At 44.1% G+C, this 17,521-nt stretch carries 16 protein-coding genes and 1 pseudogene; 10 read left to right on the forward strand and 7 right to left on the reverse strand.

Going from position 1 to position 17,521, the window contains the following annotated elements:
* Positions 1–141: 141 nt before the first annotated feature.
* Positions 142–1,764: a siroheme synthase CysG gene (gene cysG, locus AC58CZ_RS10310; protein WP_494224774.1), complete on the reverse strand. Its 1,623-nt coding sequence runs from the start codon at positions 1,762–1,764 to the stop codon at positions 142–144.
* 310 nt (positions 1,765–2,074) lie between these two features.
* Between cysG and AC58CZ_RS10315 the strand changes: the two genes are divergently transcribed.
* Positions 2,075–2,254, forward strand: a complete 180-nt coding sequence (locus AC58CZ_RS10315; protein ID WP_494224773.1) for an SDR family NAD(P)-dependent oxidoreductase — start codon at positions 2,075–2,077, stop codon at positions 2,252–2,254.
* 39 nt (positions 2,255–2,293) lie between these two features.
* Here the strand turns inward: AC58CZ_RS10315 and AC58CZ_RS10320 are convergent, their stop codons facing one another.
* Genes AC58CZ_RS10320 through AC58CZ_RS10330 form a run of 3 tightly spaced genes read right to left on the reverse strand, consistent with a single transcriptional unit; the run spans position 2,294 to position 5,252 of the window.
* Positions 2,294–2,932 carry a phosphoadenosine phosphosulfate reductase domain-containing protein gene (locus AC58CZ_RS10320; protein WP_494224772.1) on the reverse strand — a complete coding sequence of 213 codons (639 nt, stop codon included), beginning with the start codon at positions 2,930–2,932 and terminating at the stop codon, positions 2,294–2,296.
* Positions 2,933–2,983: 51 nt separating this feature from the next.
* A complete protein-coding gene (locus AC58CZ_RS10325) occupies positions 2,984–3,574 on the reverse strand; it encodes a DUF934 domain-containing protein (protein ID WP_494224771.1) in 591 nt (196 codons plus the stop codon).
* Positions 3,567–5,252, reverse strand: coding sequence for a ferredoxin-like domain-containing protein (locus tag AC58CZ_RS10330; RefSeq protein WP_494224770.1), 1,686 nt, complete (start codon positions 5,250–5,252; stop codon positions 3,567–3,569). The genes AC58CZ_RS10325 and AC58CZ_RS10330 overlap by 8 nt, the downstream gene beginning before the upstream one ends.
* Positions 5,253–5,607: 355 nt before the next feature.
* Between AC58CZ_RS10330 and sat the strand changes: the two genes are divergently transcribed.
* On the forward strand, positions 5,608–6,876 hold the full coding sequence (gene sat, locus AC58CZ_RS10335; protein ID WP_494224769.1) for a sulfate adenylyltransferase: 1,269 nt from the start codon (positions 5,608–5,610) through the stop codon (positions 6,874–6,876).
* Positions 6,877–7,000: 124 nt separating this feature from the next.
* Here the strand turns inward: sat and AC58CZ_RS10340 are convergent, their stop codons facing one another.
* Positions 7,001–7,519, reverse strand: coding sequence for a hypothetical protein (locus AC58CZ_RS10340; RefSeq protein WP_494224768.1), 519 nt, complete (start codon positions 7,517–7,519; stop codon positions 7,001–7,003).
* A 366-nt stretch (positions 7,520–7,885) separates the two neighbouring features.
* On the opposite strand from AC58CZ_RS10340, the gene AC58CZ_RS10345 reads away from it, so the two are divergent.
* From AC58CZ_RS10345 to AC58CZ_RS10365, 5 genes and pseudogenes are all read left to right on the forward strand, one after another.
* Positions 7,886–9,013 (forward strand): sulfate ABC transporter substrate-binding protein, encoded by a 1,128-nt coding sequence (locus tag AC58CZ_RS10345; protein ID WP_494224767.1) that lies wholly within the window; start codon positions 7,886–7,888, stop codon positions 9,011–9,013.
* A gap of 284 nt (positions 9,014–9,297) precedes the next feature.
* Entirely contained in the window at positions 9,298–10,389 is a 1,092-nt protein-coding gene (locus AC58CZ_RS10350; protein WP_494224766.1) for a sulfate ABC transporter substrate-binding protein, read from the forward strand.
* Positions 10,390–10,612: 223 nt separating this feature from the next.
* Positions 10,613–11,497 carry a sulfate ABC transporter permease subunit CysT gene (cysT, locus tag AC58CZ_RS10355; protein WP_071001578.1) on the forward strand — a complete coding sequence of 295 codons (885 nt, stop codon included), beginning with the start codon at positions 10,613–10,615 and terminating at the stop codon, positions 11,495–11,497.
* 1 nt (position 11,498) lies between these two features.
* Positions 11,499–12,437: a sulfate ABC transporter permease subunit CysW gene (gene cysW, locus AC58CZ_RS10360; protein ID WP_075107597.1), complete on the forward strand. Its 939-nt coding sequence runs from the start codon at positions 11,499–11,501 to the stop codon at positions 12,435–12,437.
* Between the two features lie 97 nt (positions 12,438–12,534).
* A pseudogene (locus AC58CZ_RS10365) lies at positions 12,535–13,254 on the forward strand (sulfate/molybdate ABC transporter ATP-binding protein); the annotation flags it as partial.
* 130 nt (positions 13,255–13,384) lie between these two features.
* Here AC58CZ_RS10365 and AC58CZ_RS10370 read toward each other — a convergent pair.
* A complete protein-coding gene (locus tag AC58CZ_RS10370) occupies positions 13,385–13,714 on the reverse strand; it encodes a metalloregulator ArsR/SmtB family transcription factor (protein WP_494224765.1) in 330 nt (109 codons plus the stop codon).
* Positions 13,715–14,037: 323 nt separating this feature from the next.
* Between AC58CZ_RS10370 and AC58CZ_RS10375 the strand changes: the two genes are divergently transcribed.
* From AC58CZ_RS10375 to bfr (AC58CZ_RS10385), 3 genes are all read left to right on the forward strand, one after another.
* A complete protein-coding gene (locus tag AC58CZ_RS10375; RefSeq protein WP_058025142.1) occupies positions 14,038–14,229 on the forward strand; it encodes a (2Fe-2S)-binding protein in 192 nt (63 codons plus the stop codon).
* A 374-nt stretch (positions 14,230–14,603) separates the two neighbouring features.
* The gene (gene bfr / locus AC58CZ_RS10380) at positions 14,604–15,092 is read left to right on the forward strand and encodes a bacterioferritin (protein ID WP_223332615.1); all 489 of its coding nucleotides are present in this window, start codon (positions 14,604–14,606) and stop codon (positions 15,090–15,092) included.
* Between the two features lie 62 nt (positions 15,093–15,154).
* Positions 15,155–15,637: a bacterioferritin gene (gene bfr / locus AC58CZ_RS10385; protein WP_494224764.1), complete on the forward strand. Its 483-nt coding sequence runs from the start codon at positions 15,155–15,157 to the stop codon at positions 15,635–15,637.
* 156 nt (positions 15,638–15,793) lie between these two features.
* Here the strand turns inward: bfr (AC58CZ_RS10385) and AC58CZ_RS10390 are convergent, their stop codons facing one another.
* Positions 15,794–17,170, reverse strand: coding sequence for a DHA2 family efflux MFS transporter permease subunit (locus AC58CZ_RS10390; RefSeq protein ID WP_494224763.1), 1,377 nt, complete (start codon positions 17,168–17,170; stop codon positions 15,794–15,796).
* Between the last annotated feature and the right edge of the window lie 351 nt (positions 17,171–17,521).

The raw sequence follows: 17,521 nt of genomic DNA on the forward strand, positions 1-17,521 counted from the left end.
CATTAAACGTCAGAACATTAATTAGGTAGCTTTCATTCTAGCAAGAATCGTTGAGATTTTCTCTGTTGCCAAAAGAAAACCCTACCAATAGATAATTGACAGGGTCGCTTTGCGGTACAGGTAATAATAAAACACAGAAGATTAATCGATGATGAGCTGCTCTAGATCGTCCCCTGAATTTGTCGCAAGATTTGCAATCATCGATAGCGCATGAGCTTGTTGATCTATGGGCTGTTTGACTGCTTCACCTCTTGAGCCTTCACGTAACCAGTTTTTAGCTATGTCATCGCTGCTTTGGTTGTGCTGCTGATTTTGTAAATTGTACCAAGCCAAATCATGATGCAAGCTGACCACTTCGCCCATAATAAGCAGGGCAGGCGTCGGCAGCTGAGCGGTTTCTTGCTGACTGACGATGCTGGCAAGCGTACCTGTTAGGACTTGCTGATTGGGCATACTGGCATTAGAGACAATGGCAATTGGCGTATCAGCGCTACGACCAGCGTCAACCAAGCCTTCAGTCAAGCGCGCCAGCGAATGCAGACCCATATAAAATACCACCGTCTCATCGGTGTTCAAGAAGTTTTTAAAGTTGTTGTTGGGCGTGCCTGCCTTCAAGAATCCTGTCACAAAACGTACGGACTGTGAGTGGTCACGGTGAGTTAAGGGTATGCCAGCATAGCTAGCAGCGGCATTGGCAGCGGTGATCCCTGGTACGACCTGATACGGCACACCATGAGCGCGCAGGCTTTCAATTTCTTCACCGCCACGACCAAAGATAAATGGATCGCCACCTTTTAATCGAACCACACGCCGACCTTCTTTGGCGCTATTGACCAATAACTCATTGATGCCAAGCTGCGCGACAGTATGGTTACTGCGTTTTTTACCGACAAACACTTTGTCTGCATCACGGCGGCAAAGATCCAGCACTTGTGGAGATACCAAGGCGTCATAGTAGACAATATCTGCTTGCTGCATCAAACGCAGCGCTTTAAATGTCAAAAGCTCTGGGTCACCAGGGCCTGCGCCAACGATATAGACTTCGCCTACGGGGGGTGATTTTTTTTCTGACTCGTCTGATAGCGTAGGCGTTGTATTTTCCGCAGCATGGGCTTTATCATGAATAGCAGCGGCAGTACTATCTAAATCCGCTTGCAACTGGGCAGCCGCTTCGGTTTCATTACCCGCAAACATCAGCTGACTGACTTGACCCTCAAACGCGCGCTCCCAAAATTGGCGGCGTCCCGTCAGCGTTGGTATTTTGGACTTTACCTCACTGCGAAAATCCCCTGCCAACTTGGCCAATTTACCATAGCCTTGCGGGATTAAGGTTTCAAGGCGTGCCCGTAATAGCCGTGCCAATACAGGCGCTTTACCATTTGATGAAATGCCGATGACAATAGGGTTACGATCAATAATGGCTGGAAAGATAAAATCGCACAATGGCGGCGTATCGACCACATTGACCGGGATATTTAGCTCAGTCGCATCTGCGTGAATCTCATGGTTAAGCGTTTCATCGTCAGTCGCGGCAATGATCACGCGAGCGCCTGACATATAGGATTTGTGATAGTTTTTTTCAATCAACTCGTGCTTATTGTCGCTCAGTAACTCTCGTATTTCGTGGCTGATATCAGGCGCAAGAATCATAATGCACGCACCCGCACGGCTGAGCAAGTCCGCTTTACGCAGTGCCACTTCGCCGCCGCCCACGATGAGCACTTTACGGCCTTCTAATTTAAAAAATAGCGGGAAGGTGTTCATAGTGTCACCATATATTGAATTATTTATTATAAAAGTAGAAAAGATATAAGGAATGCCGCCATTATGAGGTATCACAGACACACTCTCACCTAATGAATTGGCATTAGTATATTCGTTTTTGAAATATTAATTGATATTTTTCTTGCTAATAGGAATAGATTAAATGATTTTCTTAAATCAATAAATTATTTAATACACGCTAACATATCCCAAAATTAGGGTGTGCTAGCATGTCTTAAGATAATTAATCGTATATCAATAATTCACAATATTTAAAAAGAGTAAGCATACTATGAAATTATAAGACAGAGTGGCAATTATATTTGGTGGCATTTCAGGGTTGGGCGAGGCGACGGCAAAGGCGTTTGCTAATGAAGGTGCTAAAGTCGTCGTCACAGGACGCGATAAGGTGGCGGCGCTATTATTTAGGTCGCAAATAGCTTTAGTAGTTGCAAATATGATCGTCAATCATAAAAAAGCCCTCTCTTAAATTAAAGAAAGGGCTTTTTTCATTCAGAAAACACTAAAATTACAGCTGCGTGTGCAGACCGCACTCACGGCTCTCTTCTACCTTAGTTGGATCAAAGTAGTCATGCTCGTTTGGCAAGTTGTGCTCATCTAAGTATACATCCAAATCTGCATCAGTTTTTTCAAACAATGGCGCTACTTTCAATACGCCATCTTTTGATAAGCTAAGTACATCAAGCCCTTGACGGAACTCAGTTTGGTCTTTACGAATCGCGTTAAACCATACGTCAGGCTTTAGCTCAGCAAGGGCGCGGCGGAATGGCTCAAGTTTCACTTGTTCAGTGAACTCGCCATGTTGCGGGTTGTCAATGCCTGGGATGCCATTCATGGTTGAATCACGGTGTGCAGCGGTTTGTTTTGGGATATAAGTCACAACGTTGAGATCAAGATCACGAATCAATTTGTTGGCAAATTGATAGGTCGCATCGGTGTTATAGCCTGAATCTACCCACAATACCGTGATGTCAGGGCGCTGCTTGGCAACCAAATGCAAGATCGCTGACTCATAAGGACGGAAGTTGGTGGTGATGATTGGGTTTTTGGCTTGCGTCAGCGCCCACGCTACAATCTCTTCTGGTGATTTACCTTGCAAATCTTGGTTTGCTTGGTCGATATCTAGGTTTGGGTGTAATTGGCTCATAATACATTCCTTAATAATTGTTAATATAAAAATGGTTCTTTAATATCGCGTTTAGGTTTTTGAGAACATCGGTAATGCTGAAGCGTCTCGACCATCATAGCTACTGGCTAGAGCAGTGAAGGCTTGGCTAATATCAGATTTAGCATCATGCTCATTGAGTACAAAGCTAGTAGCACCAGCGCGCAGCAAATAAGCGATTTGATCACGACCAAACGCGCCTGCCATGCGAATATCACCTTCATAACCAAGCTGACGCAGAGTCTGTGCAAAACTAAAACCGCGACCGTCCACAAAACTTGGGACATGAATGACGATCAAGTCTTGCGTCAATAAAAAGTCTTTTACATCAGGCAGATCATCAGCATCGGTGTTGGACGTGATCCACACACCCAATCGGCTGCTGTGCTGCTTGAGGATATCCAATACTTGCGCGAGCAAACCGTTTGCCAGTTTTCCATCAGCATTTAATAAATCTGCTAATGGGACAAGTACATCAACTTTTTCTTGTTTGTGTAACAGCTCAAGTAAGGTCAGGTTTGATAACGCGATACCGTCAGGCAGCTGCGCTGTCGCTAGCGCTTGCCAAGTATCTTCGCCACTGATGTCTGCGCCATGGCTATCGAGCACATGATGATTAGCCATAGACCTTCTCCTTAAAGGGGGCGATACCAACGCGGTCAATCACGTCACCAAAACCCTCAACATCTTGTTCGTTAGTGCCGCGTATATCGAGATACACATCTAAAATGGTTTGTAAGGTGCTGGCCACATCATCCGCTGGCACCGCTTTTCCTAAGATTTTGCCCAATTTGGCGTCATTACTAGAGTTACCGCCAAGGCTAATCTGATACCAGTGCTCGCCTTTTTTGTCCACACCCAAGATACCGATATCACCTGTGTGATGATGGGCGCAAGCATTCATGCAGCCTGACATGTTTAGGCGAATATCACCAAGATCATACAAGTAATCCAAATCATCAAACTGCTTTTCGATTTGCTCAGCGATATTGTGCGTAGTCGCATTGGCCAGTGAGCAATAATCCCAACCTGGGCAGACAATCATGTCGGTTAAGGTGTTGATATTGGCGCGTGCTAAATGCAAATCTGATAGCTGCTGCCACAATTCATAAAGCTCATTGGTTTGCACATCAGCGAATACCAGATTTTGCTGATACGTACCGCGCAATTCACCAAAGCTATAACGATCAGACAAATCGGCAAGCGCATCCATTTGCGCATCACTCAAGTCACCTGATGGCACATAACGACCGTCCACCAGTCCGGCTTTTAAAGAGATCACGACCGCACGGTAACCGTCCACCTTATGTGCCACGGTGTTTTGCTTATACCAATCAGCGAAATCTTTATTGTCTGCCAATTGTGCTTGCAACTCTGATTGTACTGCGAGCGCATCAAATGACTGATAATCAGGCATGCTAAAGTAGCTAGCAGCGGTGTCAAAATTCTCTTCAGTCAAAGTAAGCGGGCCGTCTTTGGTGTGCGCCTCCCACTCAGCCTCCACCAATTTGGCAAACTGATCGCCGCCTAAGCTATCAACCAAAATTTTAATACGGGCTTTGTACTTGTTATCACGGCGACCATGCAAGTTATAAACGCGCAAAATGGCATCGAGATAGCTGAGTAAATGCTCACGAGGTAAAAACTTGCGAATCGTTTTACCAATAATAGGCGTACGTCCTAAGCCACCACCAACGATCACTTCAAAGCCAAGCTCGCCTGCGTCATTGGTAACGACGTGCAGACCCACATCATGTACTTGCGTTGCCGCACGATCCGCTTCGGTACCGATGACTGCAATTTTAAATTTACGTGGTAAAAAAGCAAACTCAGGGTGGAAGGTTGACCACTGACGAATGATTTCGCAATAAGGACGTGGATCAGCAATTTCTTCTTTATGGATACCCGCATAAGGATCGGTTGTGGTGTTACGAATACAGTTGCCTGAGGTTTGGATGGCATGCATCTGTACCGTTGCCAATTCTGCCAAAATGTCTGGCACTTCTTCTAGTTTTGGCCAGTTCAGCTGAATATTGGTACGGGTGGTCATGTGCCCATAGCCTTTATCATACTTACGGGTAATCTCAGCCAATTTGCGTAGCTGATAGCTGGCAAGCAAGCCGTAAGGAATGGCAATACGCAGCATCGGCGCATAACGCTGGATATACAAGCCGTTTTGCAATCGCAGTGGCAAAAACTGCTCTTCTGGCAGCTCACCTGCCAAAAATCGCTCAGTTTGGTCGCGAAATTGGGCAACTCGTTCGTCTACTAACGTCTGGTCAGCGTAATTATATTGATACATGACGTAATCTCAGTTTTGTTTTTGGTCTTAAAAGCAGCGATGGCAGCAATCTAATATCTGTGCTCGTAGGTGATAGACTTTACCACAAATCGCAATTTAAACAATTCAGGGTCACATCATATAAGCTTCTATCTATAAACATAAATTCCTTTCAGACATATCCATATCCAAACACAGCATAAATTTTCATAACGAAAGTTAGGTAGCCTATGCTTATCAAATTTAACGCCTGATCACTAGTACGCTACTTCTTATCTATCGACGGCTTTCTTCTCAGTTTTGTATATTTAATCACTTTCGTATTTTTGCTCATCTCTTCCAACCATTCTTTCTAATAAGAGGTTTTAATAACGATATGTCTCAGACCCAGATTCAGTCCCAAAGCCAAAATCAATCCCAATCAAAGCTGGTTCCACCACATGGCAGTGCCGAGCTAAAGCCACTGTTGTTAGAAGGCGAAGCACGCGAGCAAGCACTAGAGCTTGCCAGCACCTTACCAACCATTACCTTAAGCTCACGCGAGCGTGGTGATCTGATCATGTTCGGTATTGGCGGCTTTACACCATTAAATGGCTTTATGAATAAAGCTGATTGGCAAGGTGTGGTTGATAACATGCGCTTGCAAAGTGGGGATAATAAAGGTTTGTTTTGGCCCATTCCGATCACCTTGTCTGCACCAAAAGCGACGGCGGATAGTTTGAGTCAAGGCAACAAAGTGGCATTGGTCGCACAAGATGGCGAAGTTATGGGCATCTTAACAGTAGAAGAGACCTATGCCATTGATAAAGAACACGAGTGTCAGCAAGTATTTACCACCACAGATCCAGAGCATCCAGGCGTCCAGCAAGTATTGGAGCAAGATGATGTCAATATTGCAGGTAGCGTAGAAGTACTGAGCGAGGGCGAGTTCCCAACGCGTTATCCTGGTATCTATAAAACGCCCGCGCAAACACGTCAAATCTTTGAAGAGAAAAACTGGAAGACTGTGGCGGCTTTCCAAACGCGTAACCCGATGCACCGCTCACATGAATATCTGGCCAAAATCGCAATTGAGATCTGCGATGGTGTGATGATTCATTCATTGCTCGGCGCACTAAAACCAGGTGACATTCCAGCAGAAGTACGTCAAGAAGCCATCAAAACCTTGATTGATAATTACTTCAAACAAGACACGGTCATTCAAGCAGGTTATCCATTAGATATGCGCTATGCTGGTCCACGTGAAGCCTTATTGCACGCGTTATTCCGCCAAAACTATGGCTGTAGTCATCTGATCGTTGGTCGCGATCATGCTGGTGTGGGCGATTACTATGGCGCGTTTGATGCGCAAACCATTTTTGAACAGGTTGGCAAAGACGATCTCATCACCCAGCCGCTAAAAATTGGCTGGACGTTCTGGTGTAATGCTTGTAATGCGATGGCATCTGACAAGACTTGCCCGCATGACGCGTCTGAACACGTTAAAGTATCAGGTACCAAGCTGCGTAAAGCGCTGTCAGAAGACATGGAAGTACCAGAGAACTTTAGCCGTCCAGAAGTGCTTGAGATACTACGTAACTACTACGGTAGCATCGCTCGTGAAGAACGTGCTGAGATCAAACTCACGGGCGCCTCTGCGGTGTAAACCCTAGCGTGTCAGCATAAAAAATCAGTGCTACATTAATAATAAAAAAGGTGTCAGACTTATGGTCTGGCACCTTTTTGTTTTTATCATTTTTAGCATCTCTCACCGCAGTTAGCGTGAGCTATCAAACCTCTAAATCTTCTGTCAGCTTTTGATACTCTCCCGCAAGTGAGCCACCGCCTGAGCAAAAATAATTCAGCGCATACGTATCTGGGCTATCAATCGTCAGCATATTGTCTTTAAATTGAAAAAAGACGGTGCTGTCATTTGCCTGTGCCTGAAAAATTGTACCGTGTGCCGCGTCTTGCCCCATTAATATCGCCTTACCATCAAACTGACAAGTCTGTTTTTTGATATCACTACGTGAGCGAACTTTTATATCGATTTGTTGGTCACTCTCTGCACGCACCATGACGCCAACCCAGTCATAGCCTTGTGCGCGTTTGTCATAATCTGCAGAAGCATAATCACCAGAAATATAGTCTTTCATAACATCCACTGGAATTGAATGAACCGCTACAGCATTGTTCGCAGAACTCTTCACCGCGGGCGTCAAATTATGACAACCCGTTACGGCAGCTAGGGTAGTGGCTATCAATGTTAATGCTGCAATAGAATGAAAGCGATGGGACGAAAAAGTCATAAAAAGGCCTTTGGTTAAATAAGACGGTAAAATGGATATAGCATTGGCGCTTGGGCCCTACCATATAGAATAAGGGTATAGCCTAGCTAAATTATAGCCTATTTAATAAGCCTGCCTGCAATGATTTACCTCACGTTTCCCATAATTTCCTAAAAGCATATGCTAAGTGCTTATGCCAACATCAAGACTTGATAAGCGGATTCGTCACTAAGCGTTTGCTATTTATGCTGCTAGCATAGCTTTCATCATCCGAAAACCGAAATCAACAGAGTAAAAGTCAAAAGAACCAAGCTCAAATGATTGTAAGCCCTATGATGATGGTCAAAATTTTGACAACACGCTTCTACCACCTTTATCGAGAGCATCATGCAAAAAAAATTCCAAAAATTCCGCATTGCTAGCATCCAGCCAACCAATACTAAACATATAAAAGCGCGGGTACTTACCACTAGCGGCATGCTCGCAGCAGCGATCATGATGACAGGATGTAGTCCAACCGAAGAGGCGCAAAACGAGGCAGCAAACAACGCTAATGGTGAGACGCAGGATGTCAATCTACTCAATGTCTCCTATGATGTGTCTCGTGACTTTTATAAAGAATATAACGCGCTATTTAGCACTGATTATCAAAAAGCCCATCCAAACAGTAAGGTCAATATCAACCAATCGCATGGCGGCTCTAGTAAGCAGGCGCTCTCTGTTGCCAATGGACTACAAGCAGATGTGGTCACCTTTAACCAAGAGAGCGATATGAATCTGTTGGTGGAGAAAGGTCTAGTCGCTTCTGATTGGCAGCAAGCACTACCCAATAATGCTGTGCCGTACACCAGCACTATGGTGCTACTGGTTCGTGCAGGTAATCCAAAAAACATTCAGGATTGGTCAGATTTAGCCCGTAACGATATCGATGTGGTCACGCCCAATCCCAAGACCAGTGGTACGGCACGTTATGCCTTTTTGGGGGCTTACGGCTATGGCTTGCATCAATTTAAAGAAAACAGTAGCGACAACCCTGTTAAAACCAATGACTTTATCAAAAAGCTGTTGGCAAACGTGGTCACTTATGACAATGGCGCACGTGCTGCGACGACCAGTTTTACTCAGCGCGGCCTAGGTGATGTACTCATCACCACCGAAAATGAGGCGAATTTGGCCGCTCAGCAATTCGCTAAAGGTCAGGTCGATATTGTCTATCCCAGTTACTCGATTACGATTGCCAACCCAGTAGCAGTCGTCACGGCAGTGACTGATAAAGCGGGCAAGACCGAAGCGGCAAGTGCCTATCTAAAAGGATTGTGGGACAAGCCTGCACAAGAGCTGATGGCAAAAATGTATATGCGTCCGAGTGATGAGCAAATACTTGCCGCCCATAAGGACACATTACCTGATATTGAAACGTTTGAGCCTGTCGCCGTCTTTGGCCCATGGGCAGAGATTATGGATACTTTTTTTGTAGACGGCGGCCGTTTTGATCAGCTGGCACGTACTAAGTAGTTATTTAGCCATTTAGTCATTGAGTTTTGGTTTGTAGCAGGGCCTGTGTCCTCACTGGCAAGTGACGCGCGTGCAATACATATCAGGCGCTTGCCAGTAGGGAGTTCATCGACTAGCAAACAGCCAGTTATATATGCAGAGTATTTAAACAACTTATTGATATAATTGGTTTTGTCTACTTGTTATTCCCTTTTGGCAATAACATACGCATATTCATCATTAAACATAATAAGATGGCGCTGTTAGCATACTTGCATTACACAACTGACATCTTTGAGGTATTTATGACAGACGTAGCTCGTTATCAACAAAAGAGTAAAACCCTTAGTGCCTTGAGTATCGCAGGCGTTGCTTTGACATTAGGTCTAACTGGCTGTAGCAACAGCGAGACGACTGAGGCGGCAGCTGATGGTGCCGCAGCGACAGAGGGACAAAATATTGAGCTACTCAATGTCTCTTATGATGTAGCACGTGACTTTTACAAAGACTACAACCCTTTGTTTGTTGAGCATTATAAAGCTGAGCATCCAGACAGCAATATTCTTATCAAGCAGTCACATGGTGGTTCTAGTAAGCAAGCACTGTCTGTGGCTAATGGTCTACAAGCAGATGTGGCGACCATGAACCAAGGCTCAGATATTGAGCTGCTCGAAAAAGAAGGCTTGGTTGATTCAGATTGGGAAAGCCAATTCCCTGACAATGCAGTGCCGTTTACCAGTACGATCGTATTTTTGGTACGTAAAGATAATCCGAAAAATATCAAAGACTGGGAAGATTTGACCAAGGACGGTGTTGAGATTGTCATGGCCAATCCAAAAGTGACGGGTAATGGTCGTTATGCCTTCTTAGGTGCTTATGGGTATGGCCTCCATGCTTTTGATCAAGATGAGACAAAAGCTAAAGGCTACGTCAAAGACATGCTCAAAAACGTCAAAGTTTATGAAAATGGCGGCCGCGCTGCGACAACGACTTTCGTACAGCGCGGTATCGGTGATGTGCTAGTGACTTTTGAGAATGAAGCCAACCTTGCTGCAACTGACTTTGGTGCCGGTCAAGTAGACATCGTTTATCCAAAATATTCAATCAAATCAGAAAGCCCTGTGGCTGTTGTGAAGACGGTAACAGATAAAAAAGGCACTACCGATGCTGCCAAAGCGTATCTTGATTATTTATGGAGTGAGCCTGCGCAGCAGCTAGCAGCCGATTTATACTTACGTCCTAGCGTTAAGAGCGTTCTTGACAAAAACAGTGACAAATTGCCCCCAGTTGAGACTTTCCGCCCGAACGATGCCTTTGGCACATGGGATGAGATCATGAGCACTTACTTCAGTGATGGCGGTGTGTTTGATCAGTTGGCTGTTAATGCCCCGCAGTAATCGCCTGCTACGTATATAAGAACTGCTAGTGCGCTAACCACTAAAACTGGTTGAAGCAGTTAATCGTACAGTCATTAAGCACCCCATAAAGGACATGGTCGTATGCACTATGTCCTTTATATTGTAAGCCGACCAATAATAATTTTAATAACAGTTGTGATAATAATGGTCTTACGGTGAGCACCCTCGCTAAGTACCATCAGTTAGGCAATAGGACATCACTATGAGTGCAACATCTTCTTCTGCCAGCAAACCCACCAACAAAAAAGGGTGGTTGACACGCTTGCGTCAGCGCAATGTGCTACCTGGGTTTGGTCTGAGCATGGGCATCACTGTCTTTAGTTTGTCATTACTAGTGGTGCTACCGTTTGCCATGATGGCCTATACCACAACTCAGATGGGTTGGACGGGTTTTTGGGAAACCATCACCCAGCCGCAAGTCACTGCCGCAATTAAGCTCAGCTTATGGATGTCGTTTTTGGCGATGCTGACCAATATGGTCTTTGGTACACTGGTTGCGTGGGTACTTGTCCGCTATGAGTTTTGGGGTAAGTCGTTAATTAATGCCTTGGTTGATTTGCCATTTGCACTACCAACCGCCGTTACAGGTATCTCGCTTGCGACGCTATATGCGCCTAATGGCTTGATTGGTCAATGGTTTGCCAAGTTCGATATTCAGGTCGCCTTTACGCCGATAGGTATTTGGCTAGCATTGGTTGTGGTGAGCTTTCCCTTTATCGTCCGTGCAGTACAGCCAGTACTGGCAGAGCTATCAGTTGAGTTTGAAGAAGCCGCCGCCGTATTAGGTGCCAATCGCTTAACCACTTTTCGTAAAGTGATTTTGCCAGAACTACTGCCTGCACTACTAATGGGTGCAGGTATGATGTTTGCCCGTGCTACTGGCGAGTATGGCTCCGTTATTTTTATCGCGGGTAATATTCCGATGCAGTCTGAGATTTTGCCGCTCATCATCATCAGTAAACTTGAGCAGTTCGATGTTCAAGGTGCTTCTGCGGTTGCGCTGTTTATGCTACTTATATCGTTTGTGATTTTATTGACCATCAATATCATGCAGTGGAAACTGTCGCGCCGCGTAGGAGCTCGCTAATATGCAAATATCTAATAGCTACGACTACCAAAGCAACGCTGCAACCAAAGACACGCCATGGATACGCCGTACCTTTATTGTGATCGCTGTGCTGTTTATGGTCCTAATGCTGGTGGTGCCATTATTGGCTGTGTTTTATGAGGCTTTTAAAAACGGCTGGCAGTTATATCTTGCATCATTGGTTGACCCTGAGGCATTACAAGCGATCAAACTGACATTGATCACAGCGGCGATTGTTTTACCGATCAACATGGTCATGGGTATTGCGATTGCATGGTTGGTCACACGCTATCAGTTTAAAGGTAAGCAGCTGGTCACCACCTTACTTGATTTACCATTTTCCGTATCACCTGTCGTTGCCGGTTTGATGTTTGTGCTGCTATTCGGACTGAACTCTACGATTGGTGGCTGGCTTGAAAGTATGGGTTTTCAGGTAATATATGCGGTGCCTGGTATTATTCTGGCGACGCTATTTGTGACCTTTCCGTTTGTTGCACGTGAGCTGATACCATTGATGCAGACACAAGGCGACTCTGAGGAACAAGCCGCATTGACCTTGGGCGCGACTGGCTGGCAGACCTTTTGGCATGTGACATTGCCTAATATTAAATGGGCGCTGCTATATGGTTTGATTTTGACCAATGCACGAGCGATGGGCGAGTTCGGTGCGGTCAGTGTCGTATCTGGTCACATTCGCGGTGAGACCAATACCATGCCGCTATTGGTTGAGATTGCCTATAATGATTATAACTTTACCGCTGCATTTGCCTTATCGAGCTTACTTGCCGCACTTGCCCTAGTGACGCTACTGATTCAGCAAGTCATGACCAAAATACAAGAGCGAAAATTTGCTAAGTCTGAACGTTTGGCGGCTGCCCCTGAGCTACCAGTGAGTGCCAATGCGACGACGTCAACGGCTGAGAGTGCTAGTAAGCTATAAGTTGTTTGGGTAAGTATTCAAAATTGTTCAATCATATTGACACAGTCGTTAAGACATCAGTCTCAATACGACAAAAGATATTATAAGAGATACCATTATGAGCATTGAGATTCGCAACGTTAATAAAAAATTTGGTGACTTTACGGCTTTAGACAATATCAATATTACTGTGCCAACTGGCAAGCTGACGACCTTGCTAGGTCCATCAGGCTGCGGTAAGACCACATTGCTACGTATCATTGCGGGTCTGGAATATGCCGACTCTGGACAGGTACTGTTTGATGAGATGGATGTCACCAATACGCCAGTACAGAAGCGTCATATTGGCTTTATGTTTCAGCATTACGCGTTGTTCCGTCATAAGAACATCGCAGATAACGTTGCCTTTGGATTGACGTTACTACCAAAGAATGAGCGTCCTAGCAAAGCGGATATCGATAAGCGCGTGGCAGAGCTGTTAGATCTCGTACAGCTCCCACAAGTTGCCAATGCGTATCCGCACCAACTATCAGGTGGTCAGCGTCAGCGTATTGCGCTAGCACGGGCACTTGCGGTCAAGCCAAAGCTGCTATTGCTGGATGAGCCATTTGGTGCGTTAGATGCCAAAGTACGTAAAGAGCTGCGCACTTGGCTAAAGAATATCCACCACGAGCTTGGTATCACAAGTATCATGGTGACCCATGATCAAGAAGAAGCCCGCGCCGTCTCTGACGAGATCGTCGTCATGAATCAAGGTCGAGTAGAGCAGGTAGGAACGTCAGAGGAGCTGATACACCAGCCCGCCAATGCCTTCATCAGCGACTTCTTAGATTTGGCTTAGCGGCTCAGCTTTTATCTCATTGTCATTCATAACTGATAAGCCAAAAAAAATCCTACTTAGGTAGGATTTTTTTTGGCCTGTTGAATCATACAGAATGCAATTAACTACACTTGTCTATCTATAACATTTAAGCAAGTCTCGATTCATCTTTAACTGAATCACTTGGAGAGAGTTGATCATAAGTGATATTCAAGATGTCTTGACACCATTCTGGTAAGTCATCAGCGACTTCATACCACATCCATGTACCGTCACGTACACAGCTTAAGATACCCAGTTTTTTCAAATGGTTCAAATGACGCGATATCGTTGGTTGCGGTTGATCAAGCATGTCTACCAAATCACCCACGCAACGTGCTTCTTTTTTAAAAAGAATTTGAAATATTTTTAGGCGTGTTGGATCAGATAGGACTTTGAACAAATCGATAGGTCGTATCGTAAAATTATTATCAGACATAGGAAAATTCCAATGGACTTCGTTTATAGGGGTTCAATATAATAGCAGTTATCTAGAAAATCGATTAAAAAATAAGCAAAATTACAGTTCATCGTTAATTTACTACCTTCTATAATATTCGGTTACATGGACGCTTATATCCACTTACATAGATGAGTGGAGCGAAATACCACTGTACCATCACGACCAAAAAATTTCCGAATGTTATTGAAAATGATAACAATTATCGTTATTATACTGCATGTAATCAGCGTGATGCTAAGCAAGTAGTCGCTATCAACAAGTAGTCGCTATCAAATAGTGGTAATCAGAGGAGCCAATCCATGTACGTATGTATCTGTAATAACGTCAAAGAAAAGCAAATCCAAGCAGCCATTGCTTCTGGTGTAGATACCCTTGATGGTCTAAAAGACACTCTCGACGTTGCCACCTGCTGTGGATGCTGTGAGCCTATGGTCAATGACTATTTAGACGAACATCACGCAGCACTCGATGTCTTAGCGTATGCAGTATAACTACTTTCAGCTTATTCGATCTTATCTCTAATCCAACCAAATATATTCAATATATTGCATCTATTCTTTTATTATACATAAGGAGTAGATAGCAGGCGTCCATATAACCTCATCGATACGCCAACATCGCTGCTATCAATATGTATCAAGTATCGTAACTGACAACTGTAGCTAATTACAATTCTCAATTAGCATCTTATTCTTAGTTCACAACATTACATGCCACGTGACGACTGTATGCTACTATATCTGTCAAAGATTGTAAGACGTTTTATTGATTCGACCCTTTACTGATCAGTTTACGTATTTAGGTATCTTTATATATAAAAATATGAATATATAGATCGGCAAAAACATATAGAGGAGTGTGCATTATGAAAGGCAGTCAAAAAGTTATTGATTATTTGAATTTCTTGTTAGGCGGCGAGCTGGCTGCACGTGACCAGTATTTTATTCACTCAGAGATGTATGCTGAATGGCATTATGGCAAATTGTACGATCGTATCCATCATGAAATGGAAGACGAAACACTACATGCACAAGCAATTATTCGTCGTATCTTAATGCTAAGTGGTACGCCAAAAATGACGGTTGATACGATCAATATCGGCAGCACTGTGCCTGAGATGTTGCAAATTGATCTTGATTTAGAATATAAAGTACAAAAACATCTAAAAGAAGGCATTGCGCTTTGTGAAGCAGAGCACGACTATGTCACACGTGAGATGCTTGTTGAGCAGCTAAAAGATACGGAAGAAGACCATGCGCATTGGCTTGAACAACAGTTACGCTTAATTGACATGATTGGTCTGCCTAATTATCTACAGACCCAGATGGCTGAAGTCACTCCTAATCTTGTTTGATATCATCATAGATACGAATAAAAACTATAGTATTTAATATAAATAAGAAAGGGAGAGAGATTATGAAAGGGGATAAAGAGGTCATTCGTGCATTAAACAAGGTACTTGGTCAATCATTAATTGCGATTAACCAGTATTTCTTGCACGCACGTATCGTCCGTCATTGGGGCTTAGAAGCGCTTAACGACTCACTTTATAAGCAGTCTATCGCTGAGATGAAATGGTCAGATGATTTGATTGCGCGTATCTTGCTGTTAGGTGGTTTACCTAACTTACAGGAATTGGGTAAGGTATTGGTCGGCGAGGATGTACCAGAAGTTATTGAGTGCAATCTGCGCCTTGAGAAGCAAAAATTTGATATCATCACCGATGCAATCACCTTGTGCGAGACAAAGTCTGACTATGTGTCTCGCCAGCTGTTGGTCACGCTAAAAGATGGCAATGAAGAATACCAGGATTGGCTAGAGACGCAAGAAGATTTGATAGAAAGTATGGGTGCAGAACGCTATATTCAATCACAAATCAGTGATGATGACGAGCCATAAATAATTTGTCTTAATTAGCATTCGTCTCAATCAGCAATGAAACAAACTTGCCAGCGTGTGATTGGTTTTTAACCAAAATACACGCTGGCTTTTTACGTTTAGAAACCTCTAAAGGCTTATATGCGGCAATCAGCTTTTAAGTATTTACCGAGGTAGTTAGTACAAACCACGCCCATCTTCTGGTTTTAACCGTAAAAAACCCAATCCTGAGAGAATAGTAAAGCCGCCCAGTATCCCATAAGTGACCTGAAAAGCAAGTAAGGTATCTACTTGAAACCGCTCACGTAACAAGTTGAGCAGTGCGGCACCAAAGGCAATACCCAAGCCGATTGCCATTTGCTGATTGACCGCCATTAAGCTGTTGCCACTACTGGTCTGTGCCCCTTGTAGATCGCCGATAGTGATGGTATTCATGGCACTGAACTGGATTGAGTTACAAACACCAATCACAATCAGCACCGGGATCATCCACAGCCACTGCGCCGCATCTGAGAACAGTCCTAGTACAATGATCAGTAAACCCAAAATAAGGGTGTTGTATACCAATACCACGCGGTAGCTGTAACGCTGAATAATTTTGCTGACAAAGGGTTTTATCCCAAGTGCACCAACTGCAATGGGTGCTAATAACCAGCCTGCCTGCGAAGGTGTGTATTCAAACACGACTTGTAATAGTAATGGTAATAAAAAAGGCACGGCACTGATGCCAATACGAGTGGATAGATTGCCAGTAATACCAATACGAAAAGTGGGCACATTAAAGAGTGTCAAAGAAAATAGCGGCGCAACATGGCGTTTAGCATGCCATACATAGGCCAGTAAAAAACCAATCGATGCGGCAGCTAGCAATAGCGCATTGTAACCGTGACCCACTTTTGAACCCATCTCAACTGCCAAGGTTAAGGCGCACGCACCCAATGCAAACAGCCCAAAACCGACCCAGTCTAAAGACTGCTTATCCCCAAACAGCGCAGGTATGAGTTTTTTGCCAATGACAAACCCCACCACACCCATCGGAATATTGATCAAAAATATCCAATGCCAGCTGGCATATTGGACCAAATACCCTCCAAGCAAGGGTCCAACCAGCGGCGCGACCAAGGCAGGAATCACTGCAAAATTCATTACCGTCAATAACTGATTACGCGGGTAGGATTTTACCAAAATCAAACGCCCAACTGGGGTCATCATAGCGCCGCCAATACCTTGTATCACCCGTGATGCGACCAAAAAATTTAAAGTAGAGGCCATAGCGCACAGTAGTGATCCCACGCAAAATACCACAATGGCTGATAGGAAAACATGGCGCGTACCGTATTTGTCTGCCAAAAACCCACTAATTGGAATAAAAATTGCCAAGGTCAATGCATAGCTGATAACGGCCCACTGCATTTTTAACGGTGACTCATCTAATGCCAAGGCCATCTGCGGCAGTGCGGTGTTCAGGATAGTGGCATCCAGAATTTGCATGAATAGCGCCACTGCTAACACATAGGGTAGGTATTTATTTTGAGTTGGGGTGAGCGTTAGCATGTCAATCCCATTGGGTATCTCATTATGAAGTCAAAAAAAATCGCCTCTGACAATCAGATCTGCCAGAATGCGCGATATAAGTTGAGTAGTATAAGAAAGCTTGTATCGTAATAAAAGTAGCTCAAGGTAACGAGATACCCTGATAGGCTTGAATCATTAGGTGATATGTCATCACTTACAGCAAAATCGTAACATTGATTACAAGAGAAGACTTTAATATCAGGACACGTTATCGTTATAGTAAAGCCTAGTTAACAAATAGCATAGCAATTGATAGAATGATTAGCATGGCTATAGTGAATTCAGTATAAAAACGATACAGTGGGACTGGGATAAATTTTTCGCAGCCTC

The organism is Psychrobacter sp. CR212, from assembly GCF_059693765.1.

Excerpts from the sequence above, each read along its gene's own strand:
- cysG (WP_494224774.1), bottom strand. The coding sequence starts at position 1,764 with ATGAACACCTTCCCGCTATTTTTTAAATTAGAAGGCCGTAAAGTGCTC.
- AC58CZ_RS10320 (WP_494224772.1), bottom strand. The coding sequence starts at position 2,932 with ATGAGCCAATTACACCCAAACCTAGATATCGACCAAGCAAACCAAGAT.
- AC58CZ_RS10325 (WP_494224771.1), bottom strand. The coding sequence starts at position 3,574 with ATGGCTAATCATCATGTGCTCGATAGCCATGGCGCAGACATCAGTGGC.
- AC58CZ_RS10330 (WP_494224770.1), bottom strand. The coding sequence starts at position 5,252 with ATGTATCAATATAATTACGCTGACCAGACGTTAGTAGACGAACGAGTT.
- sat (WP_494224769.1), top strand. The coding sequence starts at position 5,608 with ATGTCTCAGACCCAGATTCAGTCCCAAAGCCAAAATCAATCCCAATCA.
- AC58CZ_RS10340 (WP_494224768.1), bottom strand. The coding sequence starts at position 7,519 with ATGACTTTTTCGTCCCATCGCTTTCATTCTATTGCAGCATTAACATTG.
- AC58CZ_RS10345 (WP_494224767.1), top strand. The coding sequence starts at position 7,886 with ATGCAAAAAAAATTCCAAAAATTCCGCATTGCTAGCATCCAGCCAACC.
- AC58CZ_RS10350 (WP_494224766.1), top strand. The coding sequence starts at position 9,298 with ATGACAGACGTAGCTCGTTATCAACAAAAGAGTAAAACCCTTAGTGCC.
- cysT (WP_071001578.1), top strand. The coding sequence starts at position 10,613 with ATGAGTGCAACATCTTCTTCTGCCAGCAAACCCACCAACAAAAAAGGG.
- cysW (WP_075107597.1), top strand. The coding sequence starts at position 11,499 with ATGCAAATATCTAATAGCTACGACTACCAAAGCAACGCTGCAACCAAA.
- AC58CZ_RS10370 (WP_494224765.1), bottom strand. The coding sequence starts at position 13,714 with ATGTCTGATAATAATTTTACGATACGACCTATCGATTTGTTCAAAGTC.
- AC58CZ_RS10375 (WP_058025142.1), top strand. The coding sequence starts at position 14,038 with ATGTACGTATGTATCTGTAATAACGTCAAAGAAAAGCAAATCCAAGCA.
- bfr (WP_223332615.1), top strand. The coding sequence starts at position 14,604 with ATGAAAGGCAGTCAAAAAGTTATTGATTATTTGAATTTCTTGTTAGGC.
- bfr (WP_494224764.1), top strand. The coding sequence starts at position 15,155 with ATGAAAGGGGATAAAGAGGTCATTCGTGCATTAAACAAGGTACTTGGT.
- AC58CZ_RS10390 (WP_494224763.1), bottom strand. The coding sequence starts at position 17,170 with ATGCTAACGCTCACCCCAACTCAAAATAAATACCTACCCTATGTGTTA.